Genomic DNA, 21,557 nt, shown 5'->3' with positions numbered 1-21,557 from the left:
GCGATCAGTGCCCGTTGGTCTGCGCGGACTTGCGGCGGCGACGCACCTGCACCACCCGCGCGGCCAGCAGCATGAACACGATCACGCCCACCAGCACCACCAGCCACACCATGTGCTGCTGCCACAGCGGCTGCGGGTTGCTCTGCTCGGCCATGCGCGCGCCGGTCGGGTCCTGCCCGTCGAAGTCCTGCACCACGCCGTCGGCATCCAGCAGCGCCAGATTGCCGCGGATCAGCCGGAACGGTTCGGCGATCTGCGGCCCCTGCGTGCCCAGCTCGCGGTAGATCACCCCGGTGTTGGCGCCGCTGCCGACCACTTCGACCAGCGCGGCGCGATCGAGCCCGGCCAGGTCCAGCAGCACCTGCTTGCCCGGGCCGGACACCACCAGCTTGCCGTCGCGCACTGCCCCGCTCTGCGCCAGCCCCTGCGGCGCCAGCACGAAGCTGAGGTAGGCACCGGTCGGCGCGATCGCGGTCCCGGCATCGCCGACCTTGAGCACCGCCTGCATCGGCGAGGCGCCGGTCGCACCGGCGAGATGGATCACCTTGGCCAGTGAAGCCGGCGCGTCCTGCAGCCAGCTACTGGGCACGAACACCTCGTGCGCGCCGGCCAGCTGCGAGGCCGCGCCGACGAAATCGGCGGCGAGGCTGCGATCGGCCAGGCGGATGTGGCTGCTGGGCAGCACCGACACCGGATAGCCGGTGGCCGGATCATGGCAGTACGGCCGCGCCGGCTGGCGCAGGAAGCTGATCCGCACCTGGTTGCGCGCGGCCAGCGCGAAGCTCGGCACCTTGGCGACCAGGCGCTGCGGCTTGCCGTCGGCGTCGAGCACCTTGGCGCCCAGCAGGTAGTCGTTGAAGAAGATCGAGGCGACCGCGCCCTGCCCGGCCGGGTTCGGCGCCGCGCTGACGTCGACCACCACTTCGCTGGGCAGGCGCCCTTCGCTGGACAGCGCGCCCAGGTCGAAGTTCGCGGTGCGGTCGCCGCGCGAGACGATGTCCTGGGTCCCGGCCATGTCGCCGAGGCGGCCGAGCAGCACCACGTCCTTGTCGGCCGGCGGCAGCAGCGCGGTGCTCACCAGCAGCGCACGGCCCTGCGCATAGGCGCGCCATTGCTGGGTCAGCAGGCCGGCGACCTTGGCGCCGGCGCCGCTGGCGACCAGCAGGGTCGGATGCCCGCCGACCAGCGCCACCTGCACCGACGCGGTGCCGGCCGGCTGTTCGAACCCGGCCATGTCGGCCTTGCGCCACGCGGCGAACGCGCCGGCCGCGTCCGGCGCGGCGCTGGCGACCTGGGCGCCCAAGGCATCCAGCGCGGCGCGCACGCCGGCGCGTAACGGATCGCTCAGCACCGCCACGTCGACCGCGAGCGGACCGCCATCGCCGAGCGACAGCAGCGCGCCGACTTCGGCCAGGCTGCCGATGCGGTGGCTGGCGCTGCCGTCGGCCAAGGCCGCATAGGCGGGGATGCCGGCCAGGCTGGCCGGGATCGCCAGCCCGCGCAGGTCCACGCTTGCGCCCACCGCCGGCAGCGCGACCACGTCGACGCGCTTGCCGCCGTTCTCCAGCGCCGTGCCCACGCGCCACGCGGTGTCGTAGCTTTGCACGCTGGTGGCGCGGCCTTCCACCAGCAGCCGCACCGTGGCCGGCAACGCGCCCCAGGCCTTGGCCACGGTGTCGATCGCGCGGCCGTCGAAGCGGTAGCTGAAGCGCGAATCCGGCGACAGCCGCAGCACGTTGGCCGGCGCGCTCTGATCGGCGCACTGGTACTCGGAGACCACCGACCACCAGCCCACGCCGAAGCGCACGAAGCCGTTGGGGCGGGCGAAGCCGTCGATGCCGATCAGCTGGCTGACGTCGCCCTGGGCATCGGTGATCGAACGCGCCGACACCGGGTCGCCGTCGATCGACAGCAGGCTGGAGGTGCGCCCGGTATGCCCGCGCACGTAGCGCGCATCGACCTGCAACTGCGCATCGCGGGTCGGCACGCCGGCCGGCACCGGCAGGTAGATGTCGCGCTGGCTTTCCTGGCCGCTGAGCACCAGCGGCTGCTTGAAGCCCAGCTCGCGCAGGGTCATCGAGCGGGTGACCGTGGTGGTGCCGGCCCACTCGCCGAACTGGCCGGCGACGGAATCGGCGGCAGCGGCAGCGGCAGGAGTCAGCGCGGTCGACAGGACCAAGGCCAGCGGCAGACCCTGGGGGAAACGGGCGGTGGAACGGCGGGTCTGGGTCATGGCGTCGATTCTGAAAAAAGAGGGAGGTGGGACACCGGCGCGGCGCGGCCGGGCACGAAACTGTCGAAGGACTGGCCGCGCAGCGCGGCCACGATCCGCGCCGAGGCGCGGCCATCGCCGTAGGGGCTGGCGTGGGGCAGGAACCGCGCGGGCCGCGCCGGCAACTCGCAGGCCGCCGCGACCGCGGCCACGATCCGCGCCGGATCGGTGCCGACCAGGGTCACCACCCCGGCCTGGACCGCCTCGGGGCGTTCGGTGACGTCGCGCATCACCAGCACCGGCTTGCCCAGTGCCGGCGCTTCTTCCTGCACGCCGCCGGAATCGGTCAGCACCACGTGCGCGTGCTGCATCAGCCGCACGAAGGCGAGGTAGTCCTGCGGCGCGATCAGGTGCACGTTGTCCAGGCCGCCCAACTGCGCGCGGACCGGGCCCTGCACGTTCGGATTCAAATGCACCGGGTAGACGATCTGCAGGTCCTTGCGCTGCGCCAGTTCGGCCAGCGCGCGGCAGATGTTGGCGAAGCCGTCGCCGAAACTTTCGCGGCGATGCCCGGTGACCAGCAGCAACTTGCGCTGCGCATCCAGGAACGGGAACTGCGCATCCACCGTGGTGCGCAGCACGGCATCGCGCTCGAGCCGCTCGACGGTCAGTTGCAGCGCATCGATCACGGTGTTGCCGGTGACGCTGATGCGGCCGGACAGGTTTTCCTGCCGCAGGTTGTCGCGCGCGCTGGCGGTGGGCGCGAACAGATGGTCGGCGACCACGTCGATCACCCGCCGGTTCATTTCTTCCGGCCACGGCTGCTGCAGATTGCCGGTGCGCAGGCCCGCTTCGACGTGGCCGACCGGAATGCGCCGATGGAAGGCGGCCAGCGCGGCGGTCATCGCGGTACTGGTATCGCCGTGCACCAGCACGCGGTCCGGCTGCACCTGCGCATACAGGGCATCGAGCCTGGCGAACAAGCGCGAACACAGGCCGTTGAGGGTCTGGTCGGCCACCATCACATCGAGGTCGTGATCGGGCTGGATCGCGAACAACGCCATCACCTGATCCAGCATCGCCCGATGCTGTCCGGTGATGCAGACCAGGGAGTCGATCTCCGGCGCGGCGTGCAGCGCGCGGACCAGCGGCCCCATCTTGATCGCCTCGGGGCGCGTACCAAAAACGCAAAGAACCTTCACCCACCACTCCATTGGCCACAAACAACAGTGACCATCGTCACACAAAATGTGCGAACTGATGTGTACAAATCGTGCGGATCGCAGGGGATGCCCGCGGTCGCCGCTAGCATCGGCACGCGCGCCGCGGCTTTGCGCCGTCGTCCCGAGGGGCTGAAAGCTTGAATTTGCAAGGCGGTCGGCCAGTCACGGCCGGCGTCGCACAGGCGCATGCGCCGCCAGGCGCGGCGCTGGGCCACGGTCAGACGCTGGCGGCAGATCGGCTGGGATGGTGCACTGCAACGACGTCGGTCCCGCGCCTCGCCGAGGCCGATGCCGATGCCGAGGCCGATGCCGATGCCCGCGTCGAAGCAGGCAGTTGCGCTTCGAGGCGCTCAGGCGATGCCGCTACGCGACCGGTGTCGGGGTCGAAGCCCCTCCTGCAGTGCACCCGGCCCCGCCATCCGCGAGTCCGCGGGAAGCGACTTCGGTCGCGACGAGCGAAGCCGCGGACCGGATCGCGTCGGGGCTGAAGCCCCTCCCACAAGTGCACCCAGCCGACATTCGCAAGCCCCCCTGTGGGAGCGACTTCAGTCGCGACGAGCGACGCCGCGGACCTGACGGCGCCGGACCGGGTCGGGGGCCGAAGCCCCTCCCCCAGTGCACCCGGCCGACATTCGCAAGCCCCCTTTGTGGGAGCGACTTCAGTCGCGACGAGCGACGCCGCGCGCCTGACGGCGCCGGACCGGGTCAGGAGCCGACGCCCCTCCCCCAGTGCACCCAGCCCGCCATCCGCAAGCCCCCTGTGGGAGCGACCTCAGTCGCGACGAGCGACGCCGCGGACCTGACGGCGCCGGAACGCATCGGGGCCGAAGCCCCTCCTGCGGTGCGCCCAGCCCGCCAAACGCGAGCGCCCTACGTGCCCCCGCTTACTCGCCCACGTACGGCGAGGCCAGCACCTGCGGGCGGCGGCCAAGGCCGGCGCCGAGCCGGTCGAGCACGAAGCGCACGTAGAGGTTGGTGCTGAACTGGTTGTAGTCGCGGGCGTTGTTGAAGATCAGCCGCCCGCCCAGGAACAGCTGCGGAGCCAGTTGCCACTCGGCGGCGCCGGCGACGTTGTAGGACACGCCGGTCTTGCTCTGCCCGGCGTAGACCGGCGCGGTGTAGGTGTCCACCAGGCCCAGCAGCGCGGCCAGCGATGCGGCGTCGTAGGCGTCCTGCTGCATCTGCGCGCTGGTCGGGAAGTAGTTGCTGTCGTCGCTGCGGAAATGCTGCACGCCGACGCTGGCGTCCACGCTCCAGTTGACCTTGCGCCCGGCCGAACGCCCGCTCCAGTGCACCGGGAAGCCGAGGTCGACATAGTCCTGCGGGCTGAAGTAGCCGCCCTGGCCGTAGGTGTAGCCGCTCAGGTTCTTGTCGTACTGCATCGCGGTCAGGTTGAGGCCGGCGGTCAGCGACTGGTTCTCGGTTTCCAGCGCGTGCACGTACACGCCCAGGTCCACCTGGCGGTGGTCGTTGTCGGCGACGTTGTGGCCGACCAGGCGATCGGCGGTCAGGTTGGCGTAGCCGCCGAGCAGGCCGTTGTCGAGCGTGGCCGACAGGCGCACGCCGTTGCTGGTCACGCCGCCCCAGCTGAGCCCGGCGCGGCCGTCGTCGACACCGGCGAAGGACAGCAGACTGTCGCTGACCGCGCGCCGGAACGCCTGGCCCGAATAGGTCAGGTTTTCGCCGATCTGGCCGCGGTAGCCGACGCCGCCGACGATGCGCTGCTCGGGGAAGCCCACAGGCGTGCTGCCGAGATCGGCCGCGAAGCCGCCGCGCTTGTACTTCACCGACACGCCGACGCCGCTGGCGTCCTGGTCCATGCGCCGCGAGGCCGAGCCGTTGGCGGCCATCGTGTACAGCGCCTGGCTGAAGCCGGCCGGGGTCAGGCTGGCCGCGGTGGTGTTGGCCGCCAGCGCCTGGAAGCGGGCGATGTCGGCGGCACTGAGATCGGCGCTGCGCGAGGCATCGCCGAGGATCGCGCTGGCCAGGGTGCTGATCGACACGTCCGCGGCGATGTTGCCGAGCAGGAACGCCGACAGCGGCTCGGCATACAGCGCCTGCAGCGCCGCGGCCTCGCGCTGCGCGTTGGTCAAGGTGGCGTCGGTGTCGTTGTACAGCTCGTTGTACAGGCCGGTGTTGACCGCATAGGTGCGCAACGCGTTGCGGGTGGCGTTGGTGTCGCCCTCGGTGAGCAGCAACTGGTACAGGTCGCTGCCGACCAGGTCGTCGATCGGGGTGCGGTCGGCGGCCAGCGCATCGCCCATCGCCGCGCTCGGGCCGGCGCCGAACCGGCTGGCGGTGGAATAGGCGGTGTCGAGCGTGCCGGCATCGAGCAGGGTCGGGGTGACATCGACGCTGAGCTTGCCTTCGCCGACCGCGAATTCGCCGTGCAGCGGCACTTCCAGATCGTTCAACTTGCCCAGCCCGGCCTCGCCGTCGCGGGCGCGGTAGGTGGCGCCGGCGGCCAGGCTGTCGCTGTTTTCCGACTGCACTTCGCGCAGTTCGTCGAGCACGGTGCCGGTGCGCGCCGGGGTGGCCAGCGCCTGCGCCTGGCGCGCGCTGCCGGTGGTGGCGACACGGTCGTCGGGATAGTAGGACGGGGCCAGGCTGGCCGCGGCCGGCGCGCGCTGGCCCGGCACCGGCAGCGCCGCTAGCTGCACGCCGCCGGCGGCGCCGGCGCTGGCCGGCGGCGGCAGGTCGTCGCCGCCGGTGGCATAGGCCGCGGCAGCCGCGGCCGGCATTGACGGGTATTGACCCGCGCCGGCCGCGGCCGGCATCGCCGGGAGCGCGGCCTGGCCGGCCGCGGCATAGGCCGGCGCCGGATAGCCGCCACCGAGGCTGTCGGAGACCACCGCCGGGCTGCGCGGCATGCGCCCGCTCATGCCGGCGAACGGGTTCAACGGGCGCCCGGCGCCGGCGAAGGAGGCCGGACCGTTGGCGGCCGGCAGGCCGTTGTCGTGCTGGCCGGCCTCGCGCGCCTGCGCCGCCAGCGCGGCGCGGAAGTAGCTCTCGGCCTTGCGGTTCTTGCCGGCGCTGCGGTACACGCGGCCGGCCGCGCTCAGCACCGCCGGCGAATCCGGCGCCTGCGCCAGTGCGCGCTGCAGATAGTCCTCGGCGCTGTCCAGGTCGCGCAGCGCGGCGGCGGTGTTGGCCGCGGCGATCAGCGTGTCCAGGTCGTTGGGCGATTGCTGCAGCTGCTGCTGGTACAGCACCAGCGCCTGGCGCTGGTCGCCGGCGGCGGCGTACAGCCGCGCCAGCGCCGCCACCGCCTTGGGATCCTGGTTCTGCTGCGCCAGCAGCGGCGCCAGCGCGTCGTAGGCCGCTTCCAGGTTGCCCAGCTCGCGCAGCGCATCCACCTGGCGCAGCGTGTAGCCACTGCGCAGCGCCTGGTAGCGGCGCTGCTGCTCGGCGGTCATGTCGGTATCGCGCAACTGGCGCAGCGTGGCCGCCAGTTCGGCGTCCTGCTGCGCGCGCAGCAGCACGCTGGCGTACTGCAGCCGCGCCTCGGTGCTCGGGTTCTGCGCGACCAGACGCTGCGCCAGGGTCAGCGCGCGCTGGTTGCTGCCGATGTCGGCATAGGCGCCGGCCATCGACGCCAGCAGCGCCGGCTGTTCCAGCGCGCCACCGAGCGCGGCCTCGGTGCGCGCCAGCAGCAGCTGCGCCTCGCCGGCGCGGCCCTGCTGTTGCAGCAGCCGCGCCTGCGCGGCCTGCTGCTCGACCCAGGCGGTGTTGCGCAGCGCGCTCATTTCCGCGGTTCGCGCCGCGCTGGGGATGCGTTCCAGGCTGGCGTAGGCGCTGGCCCAGTCGCCGCGCTCCTGCGCCAGCAGCGCATTGGCGTACAGCGCCTCGGGCATGTCGCCGTGCACCGCGAGCAGGCCGTCCATCACGCTGCGCGCCTGGTCCGGACGCCCGGCCTGCTGGTACAGCCGCGCCAGGTCCAGCCGCACCCACGGATCGCCGGGACGCTCGACCATCGCCGCTTCCAGTTCGCTCTGCGCCGAGACCGTGTCGCCGGCCTCCAGCGCCTGCTTGGCGCGGGCACGCTGCACGTTGGAGCGCAGCGTGGCTTCGCCGCCGGCCTTCTCGCGCTGCGCCGGGCTGAGCCTGGCGAACAGCGCGCTGGCCTCGTCGGCGCGGCCCTGGCGGCTGTACAGGCCGATCAGGCCCTGCAGCGCGCCGGCATTGTCGGCGCTCAGCGCCAGCGCCTGGCGATAGCTGCGTTCGGCCGCGGCCGCATCGCTGGCCGATTGCAGATCGCCGAGCAACACGTAGCCGGTGGCTTCGTTGGGCTGCAATTTGAGCGACTGCTGGGTCAGGCGCAGCGCCTCGTCGCTGTCGCCGCGGCCGCGCGCGGCCTGCGCCTGCTGCAGTTGCAGCCAGTAGCGCGCGCTGTCCAGCGCCGAACGCCACTTGCCGTTGCCGGCCGCGGCCGGACGCAGCAGTTCCTGCGCTTCGCCGAAGCGCTGCTGGCGCAGACGCACCGAGCCCAGGCCGCCGAGCGCGTCGGCATCGCGCGGACGCGCGCGCAGCACCTGGGTGAAGCGCTGCTCGGCCACGGCGAGGTTGCCGGCGTTGAGCGCCTTGAACGCCTCGCCGAGTTGTTCGCCGGCCGGATCGCCGGCCTGCGCGGCACGCTGTTCGCCCAGCTTGGTGGCCTTGGCGGCGACCTCGGCATCGTTCGGATTGGCCGCCAGGAACGCCTGGTACAGCGGCGCATCGGCGTTGCCGGCATTGAGCCACAGCAGCGCCTGGCGCCAGGCGGCGCGCGCCGGGCCGCCGACGTCGGGACGCTTGCTCATCGCGCTGAGCTGGGCGATGCCTTCGCGCCGCGACGGCTCGCGGTAGGTCAGCACCTGCGCCAGCGCCAGCGCCGCGGCGCCGTTGTTGGGCTGCGCGGCGACCAGCCGGCGCAGGCCGTCGCGGGCGCCGTCCCAGCCCTGCGGGGTGCCGGCCAGGGCCTGGTAGTACTCCAGCGCCAGGTGGTCCGGCGGCGCCTTGCCGTCGAACAGCGCCTGGTACTCGCGCACCGCCTCCACGTAGCGGCCGGCCGAGGCGGCGCGGCGCGCGTTGCGCAGGTTGACGCTGTCGCCGCTGCCACCGATCGCCTGGCTCAGCCGCTGCGTCTGCGGCGCCTGCGGATGGGTCTTCTGCAACTGCTGCAGGCGCTTGCGCGCCTCGCCCTGGCGGCCTTGCGCCAGGTCGATCTGGGCCAGGCCGAGCAGCGCATCGGGCTGGTTCGGGTCGACCCGCAGCAGCTTGCGCCAGGTGTCGGCGGCGAGATCGTCGCGGCCCTGGTCGTGCCAGTAGTTGCCCTGGCTGACCAGTTGCTGGGTGGCGTTGCCGGCCTGCGCGTGCGCGTTGCCGGCGAGCAGGCACAGGTCGATCATGCCGGCCAGGTACAGAGGCTTGAGTTTCATGCGGAACATTGGGTTCTCCAGGCGGGCTGCAGCAGGCCGTCTGCGGAAAAGCGATAGCGGTTATCGAGCCAGCCGCGCCCGAACAGGACCAGCACCCGATCGTAATAGGGAAGTTTCGCCGCGGCGGCGTCGCCGGGCGCGGGAATCTGTTGCGCCTGCGCCTTCAGCAGCAACGGCTGGCGCAGCGCGCTGAGGTACGGCAGCAGCGCGGCGGCGAAGCCGGGCGGCGCGGTGCCGCTGCCGACGCCCAGCCGCGTGTCCACCTTCTCGCTGAAATGGCCCTGCGCCTGCAATTGCTGCAGCGGACCGGACAGGTCCTCGAGCAGCGCCTTGCGCAGCGGCTCGCCGGCATCGAGCATGCCGGCCCACAGGTACACGCGGACCGCGTCGTAGCTGCCCAGCGCACCCTTGTCCGGATCGACCGCGAACGCGCGGCCGTCCCAGCCGATCCAGTCCGGGGCGAAGCCGACCGGCGCGCTGTCGCGCAGCAGGCGTGCGCTGCGCTGCGCCAGCCCGGCCCACGGTCCTTTCGGATCGGCAGCGGCGAAACGGCGCAGCAGCTGGATCGGCAGGTAGCTGGGATTGAGCGTCCAGCGCGGCGGCTTGGCGAAGCCCTTCACCGCCGGCAGCAGCATGCCGCCGAACCCGGGCAAGTCGGCCAGTTCCTGGCGTCGCACCAGCGCCAGCGTCTGCATGCCGGCCTGGGTGTAGCCGGGCCGCTTCCACAGCCGCCCGGCCTCCAGCAGCGCGTAGGCGATCCACAGGTCGGCGTCGCTGGCGGTGTTGTCGTCGAGCACGCGCCAGCTGCCGTCGTCGGCGCGGCCCCACAGCCAGGCCGGCAGCACCTGTTGCGGGCGGCCGCCGCTGAGGTTGTGCCGGGTCCAGCCTAGCACCCGGTCGAACAGCACCTGGTCGTTGGCCACCAGCGCGAAGAACAGCGCGTAGGACTGGCCTTCGGAGGTGCTGCGCTGATCGGCATTGCTGAAATCGATCACCCGCCCGCTGTCGTCGATATGCTTGGCGACGAAGCCGGTCCACTCGCGCCACGGCGCGCAGGCGGCCGCGGCGGCGGTGGCCGGCAGCGACGGCAGCAGCGCCGCCGCGCCCGCGGCGAGCGCGCCGCCGAGCACGCGGCGGCGCTGTCGCGCGTGCGGGGTCATTGCCCTTCCCGCAACCGTTGCGCCGAATGCCGGCGCAGCACCACGCGCGCGGCCAGCGCCAGCAGCAGGCTCAGCAGCACCACCGCCAGGCCGAGCAGCAGCGGATGCTGCGAGAAGTACCAGCGCGCCCAGGTCGGCAGCGGCAGGTGGCCGACGTAATAGGCCTGGTTGCCGGCCAGGCTGCGGATCTTGCCCTGCTGCAGCAGCACCACGCTGCCCTGGAAATCCTTCAGCGTGGCCGGCTCGAACCAGGCGTCGAACAGCTGGCCGACGCTGGCCGGGTCCTCGGCCAGCAGCGCGACCACGCTGCGCCCGGGCTTGAGCGGCGACTCGAAGCCCATCAGCACCACGTCGCCCGGGGCCGGCTTCACCGCCACTTCGGCGGTGGTCGGCAGGTCGGTGCGGCGCGCATCGAAGGACAGGAAGCCGGGCAGCTTGTCCATCACCCAGTCGGTCATCGAGAAGCGCCGGCCGGTGGCGCCGTCGCCGATCGGCAGGTGCTCGCTCCAGCGCTGGAACAGCGGCTGCGAGCGCGAGGAGCCGAACACCAGCAGGTCGCTGTCGGCGTGCTGCTCCACTTCGCCGGCGTGGATCAGGGTGGCGCGCAACGCCGGATAGCCGGTGGAGGCGCCGAGCTTGCCGAGCAGGGTCAGCAGGTTGGACACGTCCTGGTCGCTGGCTTCGTCCGGCACCACGATGGTGGATTCGGACAGGTCGGCCAGGCGCGTGAACGGATAGCCGGCATTGCCGAACGCGGCCAGGTTCGGCATCGCCATGTAGTGGTGGAACGAACTCAGGTCCACGCTCGAATCGGCGTCGATCGCGCCGGACACGTCGGGGAAGGTGTTCTTGCATTCGCCGGCCTGCGGGCGGTCGAAGAAGAAGTGGAAGCGCAGCTGGCTGTTGGCCGAGAACGGGCCAGTCGGCAGCAGCAGTTTCTGCTCCACCGGCATCGCGCCCTTGGCCTTGAGGTCGTGCCACCACTGCAGCGGCAGCGATTCGGCGTACGGGCGCCCGCTCAGCGGCAGCGTGGTGACGAAGGCATCGTTGATGCTGACGTTGAGCGCGGACTTGTTGCGCACGTCCGGCACCGTGTAGCGGTAGCGCAGATTGACCGGGATGCCGTCGCGCTGCCACACGAACAGGTCCGGCGGCAGTTGCAGGCCGACCCGGATCAGGTCCGGGTGGTAGCCAGTGACATTGAGCTGCGAGGTCTGCGCGACCAGGTCGGCGAAGCGCACCGGGCCGTCGCTGGAAATCCAGTTCGGCGCGTCGTAGGGCTTGCGCGGCTGCGCCTGCTTGAGTTCGCCGATCCTGGCCACGGCGCCGTTGAACGGCGTGCCCAGCGCCAGCGCGGTGGCCGCCTGCTGCAGGTCGTTGTCGTTGCGGCCGAGCACCAGCAGCAGCTTGCCGGCCGGATCGCGCGGATTGGTGACCACCGCCAGGGTCGGGCCGGCGATCTCGCCGAGGCCGTTCTCGGCGGTCGCCAGTTCGGCCGGCAGCGTGTTCGGGGTGGCGAACAGCACCGCGTTGCCGGTCGCCGGCACGTCGCCGATGGAGACGTTGAACACCGCGCCGCGGTAACCGGCCTGCGCGCCGAACCACGAAGACACGATGCCGGCGCTGCGCAGCGTGGCCAGGTCCGGCCGCTGCGGGAACACGAACGGCAGTTCCAGCCGGCGCGTGTCGCGCTTGTCGTAGAACGGCACCGGCAGCAGCGCCAGGTCGTTGGCCAGCACCAGCGGCGTTGTGCTCAGCGACAGCCGCGTGGCCGGGTCGATGTTGGCCCACAGGCTGGTGTGGTCGGGATCCTCGCATTCGCGGGTGTAGTGCCCGATCAGCTGCAGGTTGAGCTGGTTGTAGTCGCTGACCAGGCGCGGATCGATCGGCACGTCGGTCTGCTGCAGCTTGCCGGCGTTCTCGCGGGTCACCGGCAGGGTCGCCACGGTGACGCCGTTGACGGTGACCTTCAGGTGCGACAGCTCCGGCAGCAGCGCCGGCGAGTAGCTGTAGCTCAGGTGCAGCGTCGCCGCCTCGACCACTTCGTCGGTGCGCGCGCTGAACGCCACGCCGGCGCTGCCCTGGATGCCGCGCAGGGTGATTTCGTAGTCCATGCCGAGCTGCTTCAGCGTCGCCGACCGTTCCTGCACGCCCAGGGTCGGTGCGGCGGGCGCCGGCGCGGCCGGTTCTGGCACCGCGGCCGTCGCGGCGCCGGCGGCGGGCGCCGCCGGAGTGGCGGGAAGCGTCGGTTCCTGCGCCAGCGCCAGGCCGGACAGGATGGTGAGACAGCACGCGGCCAAGGCAGGTAGGCGCATCGAGGGCAACCGGAAGAAAGAGGAAAGGAAAGACGGGGGAATGCGGCTCACGGCGCGGATTCCTCGCCGGCCGGACGCGAACGGAAGCCGCCGCGCACGCTGTCGCCGACATGCTGGCCCAGGCGCTGGAAGCCGCGCATGCTCGCCGCGAACACCTGGCCCATCGATTTCCAGAAATTGTCGCGGTCGTGACGGCCCCACTGCGACACCCAGATGTCGGCGCGGGCGAAGGTGCAGGCGACCAGCCAGCGCTCCTGTTCGATCGACATGGCGCGGAACTGCACGCTGATGTGTCCGTCGCGGTCGTGGCGCACGATCGCCGGCAGGCGCCGTTCGACATTGCGGTGCGACAGGCCCACGTCGACCAGCGTATCCGGCTCCACCGGCGCCGTCTCGACCAGGTTCAGGGCCATGCCGCCGGTGGAGAAGTTGACCGTGCGGCAGGCCAGTTCCTGGCCATCGGGCAGGTACAGCGTGGCCGGGATGTCCAGCGGCACGCGGTGCGAGCGGCGCACCTGGCGCATTTCGCTGGCGGTGGCGATGGTGGCGCCGAGCAGCAGCACGTTGTAGACGGTCCAGGCCAGGTTGAACCAGATCGTCTGCGCTTCGCCGGTGGCGTCGGTGTAGACCAGGCGCATCGCCCCGGCGGCCAGGCCGGCCAGGTTCAGCACCAGCAGGAACAGGTAGGGCTTGGCGATCTGCCGGTCGAAATAGCTGCGCGTGACCAGGCCGCCCTTGGGGGTGACGTTGAACTTGCCGAGCTTGGGATTGAACAGCGCCACCAGGGTCGGGCGCAGGATGTACCAGGCCAGCGTGGTCTCGTAGACCTCGTTCCACAGCAGATGGCGGAACTTGCCCTGGGTGCGCAGGTTGGTCAGGTTGGCCTGCATGATGTGCGGCAACGCGTAGGCCAGGATCATCAGCGCCGACGCGTGGATCACGTGCGCGCCGAAGAACAGGAAGGCCAGCGGCGCGGTCAGGTAGATGATGCGCGGCAGCCCGTAGAAGAAGTGCAGCATCGCGTTGGCGTAGCACAGCCGCTGCGACAGGCGCAGGCCCTTGCCGAGCAGCGGGTTGTCCAGCCGCGCGATCTGCGCCATGCCGCGCGCCCAGCGGATGCGCTGGGCGACGTGGCCGGACAGGCTCTCGGTGGCCAGGCCGGCGGCCTGCGGCACGGTGATGTAGGCGCTGCGGTAGCCGCGCCGGTGCAGCTTCAGCGCGGTGTGCGCATCCTCGGTGACCGTTTCCACCGCCACCCCGCCAACTTCCTCCAGCGGCTTGCGCTTGATCACCGCGCACGAGCCGCAGAAGAAGGTCGCGTCCCACTGGTCGTTGCCGTCCTGCAGCAGGCCGTAAAACAGCTCGCCCTCGTTGGGCACCTTGCCGTGGTTGCCGAGGTTGCGCTCGAACGGATCGGCGGAGAAGAAGTAATGCGGCATCTGCACCACCGCGAGCATGCGGTCGCGCAGGAACCAGCCCATCGCCACCTGCAGGAACGAGCGGGTCGGGATGTGGTCGCAGTCGAAGATCGCCACGTACTCGCCGCTGGACTTCTTCAGCGCGGCGTTGATGTTGCCGGCCTTGGCGTGGAAGTTGTTGGTGCGGGTGACGTAGTGGATGCCGGCCTGCACGCAGAACTCGCGGAACTCGTCGCGGCGGCCGTCGTCGAGCAGATAGATGTTGAGCTTGTCCGCCGGCCAGTCCATCACGCTGGCGGCCAGGATGGTGGAGCGCACCACCGACAGCGGCTCGTTGTAGGTGGGAATGAACAGGTCCACCGTCGGCCACTGGCTCTGGTCGGCGGGCAGCGGCACCGGGCGCCGGTTCAGCGGCCACAGCACCTGGAAATAGCCCAGCACCAGGATCGTGAAGGCATATACCTCGGCCAGCAGCAGGCCCAGGCCGAGGCTCAGATCGACCGCGCTGCTCACGCCCATGGTCTGGGTGATGCGCCACCAGATGTAGCGCGAGGACACCGCCAGCGACAGCGCCATCATGATCAGCACGGCGAGCCGGCTGCCGCTGCGGCGCAGCAGCATCGCCGCGGCGAACACCACCAGCGAGAACAGCAGCTGCTGCGGCACGTCCATCGGAATGGCGACCACGAACACCAACAACAAGGCGCCCAGCGCCCACAGCGACCAGGTGGCCAGTGTGTGCATGGGTTGACCGGTACGCGATGCGGACGCAGCGCTCATCAGCGATTCCTAACGAAGGGGGCGAAGCCGGCGCGCGTTTTCCCCTCCGCGCGGCGACAGGACGGCGATGCGCGGCAGCAACGGCCGCGCGCGGGTCAGCGGTTCTGGAAACGCTTGAGCGGGCTATCGGGCGCCGGCACGCGCGCGCGGTCGCTGTCGAGCAGGCGCTGGAACAACCGGGTCAGCGGCGTGGCCGTGCTGGCCGGTGCCGGCTCCGGCAGCGCGGGCCTGGCCTGCGGCGCGCGCACCGGCTCGGTCGCGACCGGCCGGGCGGCGGGCGGCGCCACCGCCAGCCTGGGCTCGGCCGGCGCACGCACCACCGACAGCGTCGGCGCCGGTGCCGCGGCAGGCGGCAGCGGTGCCGCCGCCGGCGGTTCGGCGGCGACAGGCTCCGGCGCGCTCAGCCGCGCCCCGGAAAAATCCTGGTACGCGCTGGCGCCCTGGCTGCCGAGCTTGGCGAACAGGCTGGAAATGTCGTCGGCCGCATCGGCGCCCGCATGGTCGGTCTTCTTGGACATCGATCACCCCCTAAGATGATTTTTGTAGCCGGTGGAATCGGATGGCCCGCTCAGGCGACCCGGCACAGCACGAAACGACGGACATCCTCCTCGACGGCCGGCACCGCGCGGATCCCCAGACCCGCCAACATGCCGGCCTGCTCGAACCAGGCGTGGTACACCCCTTCCAGGAATCCATCCGCCCCGGCCGTCTCCCCGGCCAGGGCGATCTGCAACGGCGAGCCGACGTGGGCCAGGTCGACCCGGTCGGCCTGCTCCTCGAAGCGCGCATAGCCCCACTCCATCCCCTCCCAGACCCGGTTGACCCCGGCCTGCACCTCGTCCAGCGTCGCGCAGGCCCCGATCGGATGCTCGCCGGCGAAACGGCGCCCGATCCGCGCCATCAGCAGCGCCAGGTCCTCCGTCGACAGCTCCGCCGCGAACTCCTGGGCCAACGCGCGCAGGAAACCGCGCCACTGCCGCGAACAGGCCTGGGTGCGGAAATGCGTCTGCAGCTCGGGAGAGCTCATCGGTGCTGCCTCTGATGGAAAAATGGCACGGCGAGTGCCTCGCAAGGGTATCCAGCAAGCGCGATGCCAATATGGCGAACATTGCCACTAATGCGACACAGTTCTCACTTTCACCGCCAATGGTAGCCCACTGCTGCGCCACAGCAAAGTCCCTCCCAGCCCAATTTCCCGCCATTTTCGTCGCAACCGTCCCGAGGCAGGCAGGCACACGTCCCACTATGGGTGATCGGCGGCCACGTCAAAGACCTGACGCAGATAGGCCAGATAGGCCGGGTCGTCGCACAGGTTCTTGCCCGGCGAGTCGCTGAGCTTGGCCACCGGCTGGCCGTTGCAGCGGACCATCTTGATCACGATCTGCAGCGGGGTCGGCCCCAGGTCGTTGGTGAGGTTGGTGCCGACGCCGAAGGCGAGCATGCAGCGACCGTGGAAATGCGCGTACAGCCGCATCACCTTGTCGATGTCCAGGCCGTCGCTGAACACCAGGACCTTGCCGCGCGGGTCCACCCGGTGCCGCTGCAGATGCGCCAGCACCCGCTCGCCCCACTCGAACGGGTCGCCGGAATCGTGGCGCATGCCGTCGAACAGCTTGCAGAAGTACGCGTCGAAATCGCGCAGGAAGGCGTCCAGCCCGACCACGTCGGACAGGGCGATGCCGAGGTCGCCGCGGTATTCGCGCGCCCACGATTCCAGCGCCGCGGCCTGCGAATCGCGCAGCCGCGGACCCAGCGCCTGGAACGCCTGCAGGTATTCGTGGGCCATCGTGCCCAGCGGGGTCAGCCCGTAGCGATGCGCGAAATACACGTTGCTGGTGCCGACGAACTGCGCGCCCAGGGTCTGCTGCAGCACCGGCAACAGCTCGCCGTGCCAGGCCCGCGAATAGCGGCGGCGGGTGCCGTAGTCGGCGATCGCGCAGCCGCCGTAGCCGCTGCTGTCGCGCAACAGCGCGATCTTGGCCCGCAGCCGGCGCAGGCCCTCGTCGTGGTGGTCGCCGCCGGTGTTGCGGAACCAGACCTCGTTGACGATCGCCAGCAGCGGCACTTCGAACAGGATGGTGTGCAGCCACGGCCCGCGGATGCTGAGCTCGATCTCGCCCGGCACCGTGGCCGAGGCCTGCAGCTGCAGGTACTTGCGGTCCAGATGGAACAGCCCGAGGAAATCGGCGAAGTCCGGCTTGATGAAGCGCAGGCCGCTCAGGTAGTCCAGCTCCTCGGCGCGAAAGCGCAGCGCACACAGCGCGTCGATCTCGTCGGAGATCTGCCCGATGAACTGCGCCAGGTCGATGCCCGGCGTGCGGCACTTGAAGCGGTACTCCACCTGCGCGCCGGGATGCTGATGCAGCACCGCCTGCATCATCGTGAACTTGTAGAGGTCGGTGTCGAGCAGCGAATCGATGATCATCGCGCGATTATGCGCCCAGCGTGTTGCCGGCTCCCGCCTTTTCCTTCCCTTGCAGGAGCGGCTTCAGCCGCGACGAACGAAGCAGGGAACCCCACCCGCTTCGGAACTGTCGGGGCTCAAGCCCCTCCCACAGTGCACCCAGCCAGCACGCCGCTAGCCCCCTGTAGGAGCGGCTTCAGTCGCGACCGGGCGTTACCGGCAAGTCTCGGTCGCGGCTGAAGCCGCTCCTACAGGAAGCGTCAGTGCGCAGCGCTGCGCGCCAGCACCGCCTGCGCCGGCTTGTGCTGCACGGTGAAATCGCTGTCGTGCGCGCCGCCGGCGTCCGGATCGGTGTACCAGCACCACAGCGCGATGCCGGCGATGCGTTGCTCGCCCAACACCCGGCGCCAGTCCTGCAGCACCTGCGCCTGCAAGGCGGTGTCCACCGCGGCGCTGCGTTGCTCGGGACTCTCCCAGGGTGCGGCCAGGCTGCCGCGCGCCGAGCGCAGCCCCAGTTCCGCCACCCACACCGGGCGTCCGCTGCGCGTGCCCAGCGCCTGCACCCGCGCGGCCGCCGCGCGCATCTGCGTCAAGCGCTGTGCCGGCACCGCCGACAACGCCGGATACAGGCTGGTGCCGACGAAATCGAAGCGCTCCCAGTAGCCGAACCGCTCGGCCTGCTCCAGGCCGTCGGCCACATAGCCGAGCGGACCGCGGTAGACCTGGCGCACCGCCGCGACCAGCTCGGGCCATTGCGGCGCGTCCTGCAGGCCGCGCAATTCGGTGCCGACGATCAAGGCCTCGGCCCGCTCGTCGGCGGCGACCTGCGCCAGCTGCAGCAGCGCGCGCCGGTAGGCGCCGAACCAGGCCGCGCGATCGGCCGGCGCGGCGTCGCCGGCCCAATGGCCGGGGATCCACAGATGCACCTTCAGCACCGGCTGCAGGCCGGCCGCGCGCATCTGCCGCAGCCCGGCGCGCACCTGTTCGGGAGTGCTGTCGCTGCCCAGCACCGGATCGTCGGACTGCGGCGTGGCCTGCCAGACGAAGGCGACCAGCAGCGCGCGCTCGGCGCCGGCATCGGCCAACTGCTGCAGCGAGCGCTGCGCCGCGTCGCTGCCCCACGGCGCCTGCGCCGATACCTTGACGTTGGCGCCCATCCACGGCGCTGCCGCGGGCGTGGCCGCGCCGCAGCCGCACACGCTCGTCGCGAACAGCATGCCCAGCAGCCACCTCACGGCGATCGACGCCATACCCGGTAGGACCCTTGTCGGTAGACCAGACTGTAGCCCGGCAGGCCCTGTTGCCACAGCTGCGGCAGGCGCCGGTTGACGCTGTCCAGGACCCCGGCCTGGCTGGCCGGATCGGCCACCACCACCTGCGCCGGCATCTGCCGCGGGTCGTCCAGCGCGCGCTTGAAGCGCGGATCGAACGGCAGGATCAGGCCCTGCGCATCGCCGCGCGCCACGATCACCGCGTAGCCGGCGCGATCGTCGAGCAGGGTCGGCAGCCGCGCCTCGGCCAGCCAGGCGCCCAGCCGGGCTTCGTCCGGGTGCCGCGGCGGCACCGGCGCGCGCAGGGCCGTCGCCCAGTCGCGGGTGGTCGACGCGGCGGTCTGCGCGATGACCCAGCCGCTGGCGACGGCGCCCAGCAGCAGCAGCGCCAACGCCGGCCAGCGCAACTCGCGGCGCAGGTCGCCCAGCACCAGCGCCGCCGGCACCACCATCAGCGCCAGGAAATCCAGCGGCTGCGCGCTGAAGCGCGCCCATGCCGCCAGCGTGCCGGCGCCGATCACGGTGACCGTCGCCACCAGCACCCAGCGCCAGGTGTTGCTCAGGCGCGTGCGCCGCACCAGCAACAGCAGCGGCGTGGTGACCAGGCCGGCCAGCGCCAGGTACAGCGGCGGCCACCACGGCCGCGCCATGGCCTGCTGCAGCCACGGCTGCAGCGCGGCCTGCGCGTAGCTGCCGCGGAACGCCGAATGCTGGTCGCGCACGAACAGCAGCGCATCGCCGAAGAACAGATAGTTGAGGTACATCCAGGTCGCGACCGCGAACAGGAACGGCAGGTAGCACACCAGGTAGAACGACAGCGGCGCGCGCCGCAGCATGCCCTGCGGCGCGATCACGCCCAGCCACGGCGCCATCGCCACGGCCAGGAAGCAGGCGCGTTCGTCGACGAAGAACAGCAGGCACAGGCCCAGCGCCAGGCGCAGGTAGGCGAAGGCTTCCGGATCGTCGCGGAAATGGCGCAGCGCGCGGCAGGTCAGGTAGAACACCAGCAGGCCCAGGCCCTGGTTGTTGCCCGACAGCGTCGGCCACAGGAAGAACGGCTGCAGCACCAGCGCCGCGCACAGGCCCCAGGCCCAGGCGCGGCCCAGGCCCGCGGCGAGGTCGCGCCACAGCAGGGTCACCATCGCCGCGCCGGCCAGCACGTCGGCCAGGTACGGCAGCAACGGCGTGGACAGCCCCGGCACGCCGCCGATCACCAGGCCCAGGTACAGCGAGGCCTGCGCGTACAGGAAGCCCAAGTATTCGGTGCGGAAACCGGCCGCGTCGCGCAACAGCAGCAGCTTGGCGTACTGCGCCATCGCGTCGTCGCTCATGTAGCCGTGCGCCAGCAAGCGCTGGCACAGCAGCGCCAGCAACGCGGCGGTGACCACGAACACCGCGACGCCGCGCGGGCGCCGCGGCGTCTCAGTCGTCGAGTGCGGCGCGGCGCTCTTCGGCCATGTGCTTGCTGATGCCATGGGTGGTCTTTTCCCAGTAGAACGGATTGTGGATGAGCTGCCACAGGCCCTTGTAGGCGGCGACCGATTGCAGCAGCCAGTACAGCGGCACGGTCAGCGCGTACGGCGCCAGCCGGAAGTAGTCGCGCTTGAACGCCGCCAGCAAGGTCATGTAGATCAGGAAGCCGTTGCCCAGCAGCAGGTTGAGCAGGCTCAGGTACAGCAGCGCGGGCGGGAAGAACGGATTGAACGCATGCGTGTCGGTCAGCGCCCAGATCCCGTAGATCAGCCACATCGGCGGGGCGATCAGCGCGGTGAAGAAGGTGCCGCCGACGAAGAACTGGAAGCCCCAGAAGCCGCGGAAGCCGACCGAGCGGTACAGCTGCACCGGATCGCGCATGTGCACCAGCCAGGTCTGCATGTAGCCCTTGAGCCAGCGCGAGCGCTGCCGGATCCAGTTGGGAATGCTGACGTTGGCTTCCTCGAACGTGGTCGAGTTGACCACGCTGACCCGGTAGCCCTGCTGGGTCAGGCGCACGCCCAGGTCGGCGTCCTCGGTGACGTTGTACGGGTCCCAGGCGCGCACCTTGCGCAGGATGTCCAGGCGGAAGTGGTTGGAGGTGCCGCCCAGCGGGATCGGGATGCGCAGGGTTTCCAGCGCCGGCAGGTAGAAGTCGAACCACAGCGTGTATTCCAGCGTGAACATGCGCGTGAGCCAGTTCTCGTCGGCGTTGTAGTAGTTCAGCCGCGCCTGGATGCAGGCCACGTCGGCCGGCGACTTGCGGAACGCGGCGACAGCGCGCTTGAGCTGGTCCGGCTCCGGCTTGTCCTCGGCGTCGTAGATGGTGAGCATCTGCCCGCGCGCGAACTGCAGCGCGTAGTTGCACGCCTTCGGCTTGGTCTTGGGCTGCGACGGCGGCACCCGGATGATCTCGAAGAACGCCTCCAGGCCCAGCGCCTTGGCCGCCTCGATGGTCTCGGTGTCGTCGGCCTCCAGCACCAGCTTCACGTCCAGCTTGGAGGTCGGGTAGTCGAGCCGGCGCAGCGCGTTGGCCAGGATCGGCAACACGTCCGGCTCCTTGTACATCGGCACCAGCACCGTATACACCGGCAGGTCCTCGTCGCTGAGCGCGGCCACTTCCGCGTCGGTGACCTTGATCTCGATGCGGCGCCGCGCGCCCAGCCAGGCCAGCGCGAACTTCAGCGCGAACGTGGCCACGAAGGCGATCCCGACCACGCTGTTGATCGCGATCAGGCTCGGCACCGGCCAGATCGCCAGCGCCAGCAGCAACAGCGCCGCCACCGTGCACAGCGACACCACCTGCTTGCGGGTCACCACCTGCTTGGCCGAATGCTCCGGTGCGTGCTCGGCGAGCAGGTTCAGCGCATCGTGGGTGAGCTGCGCATCGGCCTGCTGCTGCAGGCCCCAGACCACATCGAACTTGGAGGTACCGACGAAGCGCACGTCCGCGCCGTACTGGCTGCGCGCCCAGGCGAAGGTCTCCGGGCCGGGATCGGCCACCGCCAGCACCAGCCGGCCCTCTTCCATCCGCCACGGCAGCACCAGGCGTTGCGCATAGTCGGCCAGGCGCTCCGGCTCGAACAGGGCGGAGTCGATCGGCTGCTGCAGCAGGTTGACGAAGTTCAGCCCGAAATGCGCCGACAGCACCGTGTAGAAGCGCAGCGCGGTGACCCCGCGCTGGGCCAGCACCACGTCGCCCAGGCGCGAACGCCAACGCGCCTGCAACGCCAGCGCGTCCTGCAGCTGCGCCGCATCGATGACCCCGGCTTCGACCAGCGCGGTGCCGATCGGGGTCTGCCAGCCGCGCGGCTCGGGCACGCTGCCGAGCGGGCCGATCGCGTCGCCGGCGGTGCGGCTCGTCGCCGGATGGTTCACCGCGGC

The 21,557-nt window shown here is 71.0% G+C and carries 12 protein-coding genes; all 12 read right to left on the bottom strand.

The window, feature by feature from the left end:
• Positions 1-4: 4 nt before the first annotated feature.
• The 12 genes from H9658_RS11690 to H9658_RS11635 all read right to left on the bottom strand — a co-directional run bounded on the left by H9658_RS11690 (position 5) and on the right by H9658_RS11635 (position 21,512).
• Positions 5-2,233: a hypothetical protein gene (locus H9658_RS11690; protein WP_191825466.1), complete on the bottom strand. Its 2,229-nt coding sequence runs from the start codon at positions 2,231-2,233 to the stop codon at positions 5-7.
• Entirely contained in the window at positions 2,230-3,414 is a 1,185-nt protein-coding gene (gene wecB, locus H9658_RS11685; RefSeq protein ID WP_179568469.1) for a non-hydrolyzing UDP-N-acetylglucosamine 2-epimerase, read from the bottom strand. Before wecB ends, H9658_RS11690 begins: the two co-directional genes overlap by 4 nt.
• Before the next feature lie 905 nt (positions 3,415-4,319).
• Positions 4,320-8,861 (bottom strand): cellulose synthase subunit BcsC-related outer membrane protein, encoded by a 4,542-nt coding sequence (locus H9658_RS11680; RefSeq protein WP_191825465.1) that lies wholly within the window; start codon positions 8,859-8,861, stop codon positions 4,320-4,322.
• Positions 8,849-10,012: a cellulose synthase complex periplasmic endoglucanase BcsZ gene (bcsZ, locus tag H9658_RS11675; RefSeq protein WP_179568473.1), complete on the bottom strand. Its 1,164-nt coding sequence runs from the start codon at positions 10,010-10,012 to the stop codon at positions 8,849-8,851. Before bcsZ ends, H9658_RS11680 begins: the two co-directional genes overlap by 13 nt.
• The gene (gene bcsB / locus H9658_RS11670; RefSeq protein WP_191825464.1) at positions 10,009-12,327 is read right to left on the bottom strand and encodes a cellulose biosynthesis cyclic di-GMP-binding regulatory protein BcsB; all 2,319 of its coding nucleotides are present in this window, start codon (positions 12,325-12,327) and stop codon (positions 10,009-10,011) included. Before bcsB ends, bcsZ begins: the two co-directional genes overlap by 4 nt.
• Before the next feature lie 47 nt (positions 12,328-12,374).
• Positions 12,375-14,525, bottom strand: coding sequence for a UDP-forming cellulose synthase catalytic subunit (bcsA, locus tag H9658_RS11665; RefSeq protein WP_179568477.1), 2,151 nt, complete (start codon positions 14,523-14,525; stop codon positions 12,375-12,377).
• A 95-nt stretch (positions 14,526-14,620) separates the two neighbouring features.
• Positions 14,621-15,043, bottom strand: coding sequence for a hypothetical protein (locus H9658_RS11660; RefSeq protein ID WP_191825463.1), 423 nt, complete (start codon positions 15,041-15,043; stop codon positions 14,621-14,623).
• A gap of 50 nt (positions 15,044-15,093) precedes the next feature.
• The gene (bcsD, locus tag H9658_RS11655; protein ID WP_179568481.1) at positions 15,094-15,552 is read right to left on the bottom strand and encodes a cellulose biosynthesis protein BcsD; all 459 of its coding nucleotides are present in this window, start codon (positions 15,550-15,552) and stop codon (positions 15,094-15,096) included.
• A gap of 216 nt (positions 15,553-15,768) precedes the next feature.
• Complete coding sequence (gene pncB / locus H9658_RS11650) at positions 15,769-16,950, bottom strand: nicotinate phosphoribosyltransferase (RefSeq protein WP_191825462.1); 1,182 nt, start codon at positions 16,948-16,950, stop codon at positions 15,769-15,771.
• Positions 16,951-17,189: 239 nt separating this feature from the next.
• The gene (locus H9658_RS11645; RefSeq protein WP_225209905.1) at positions 17,190-18,146 is read right to left on the bottom strand and encodes a glycoside hydrolase family 113; all 957 of its coding nucleotides are present in this window, start codon (positions 18,144-18,146) and stop codon (positions 17,190-17,192) included.
• Positions 18,147-18,160: 14 nt separating this feature from the next.
• A complete protein-coding gene (locus H9658_RS11640) occupies positions 18,161-19,675 on the bottom strand; it encodes a hypothetical protein (RefSeq protein ID WP_179568485.1) in 1,515 nt (504 codons plus the stop codon).
• Positions 19,623-21,512, bottom strand: coding sequence for a glycosyltransferase family 2 protein (locus H9658_RS11635; protein WP_318241329.1), 1,890 nt, complete (start codon positions 21,510-21,512; stop codon positions 19,623-19,625). The genes H9658_RS11640 and H9658_RS11635 overlap by 53 nt, the downstream gene beginning before the upstream one ends.
• Positions 21,513-21,557: the final 45 nt, after the last annotated feature.

This window comes from Xanthomonas bonasiae, assembly GCF_014836395.1.
Taxonomy (GTDB): domain Bacteria; phylum Pseudomonadota; class Gammaproteobacteria; order Xanthomonadales; family Xanthomonadaceae; genus Xanthomonas_A; species Xanthomonas_A bonasiae.
This window is presented reverse-complemented; position numbering and strand designations above follow the sequence as displayed.

Coding starts and splice junctions, on each gene's coding strand:
- H9658_RS11690 (WP_191825466.1), bottom strand. CDS start 2,233: ATGACCCAGACCCGCCGTTCCACCGCCCGTTTCCCCCAGGGTCTGCCG.
- H9658_RS11680 (WP_191825465.1), bottom strand. CDS start 8,861: ATGTTCCGCATGAAACTCAAGCCTCTGTACCTGGCCGGCATGATCGAC.
- bcsZ (WP_179568473.1), bottom strand. CDS start 10,012: ATGACCCCGCACGCGCGACAGCGCCGCCGCGTGCTCGGCGGCGCGCTC.
- bcsB (WP_191825464.1), bottom strand. CDS start 12,327: ATGCGCCTACCTGCCTTGGCCGCGTGCTGTCTCACCATCCTGTCCGGC.
- bcsA (WP_179568477.1), bottom strand. CDS start 14,525: ATGAGCGCTGCGTCCGCATCGCGTACCGGTCAACCCATGCACACACTG.
- H9658_RS11660 (WP_191825463.1), bottom strand. CDS start 15,043: ATGTCCAAGAAGACCGACCATGCGGGCGCCGATGCGGCCGACGACATT.
- bcsD (WP_179568481.1), bottom strand. CDS start 15,552: ATGAGCTCTCCCGAGCTGCAGACGCATTTCCGCACCCAGGCCTGTTCG.
- pncB (WP_191825462.1), bottom strand. CDS start 16,950: ATGATCATCGATTCGCTGCTCGACACCGACCTCTACAAGTTCACGATG.
- H9658_RS11645 (WP_225209905.1), bottom strand. CDS start 18,146: ATGCTGTTCGCGACGAGCGTGTGCGGCTGCGGCGCGGCCACGCCCGCG.
- H9658_RS11640 (WP_179568485.1), bottom strand. CDS start 19,675: ATGGCATCAGCAAGCACATGGCCGAAGAGCGCCGCGCCGCACTCGACG.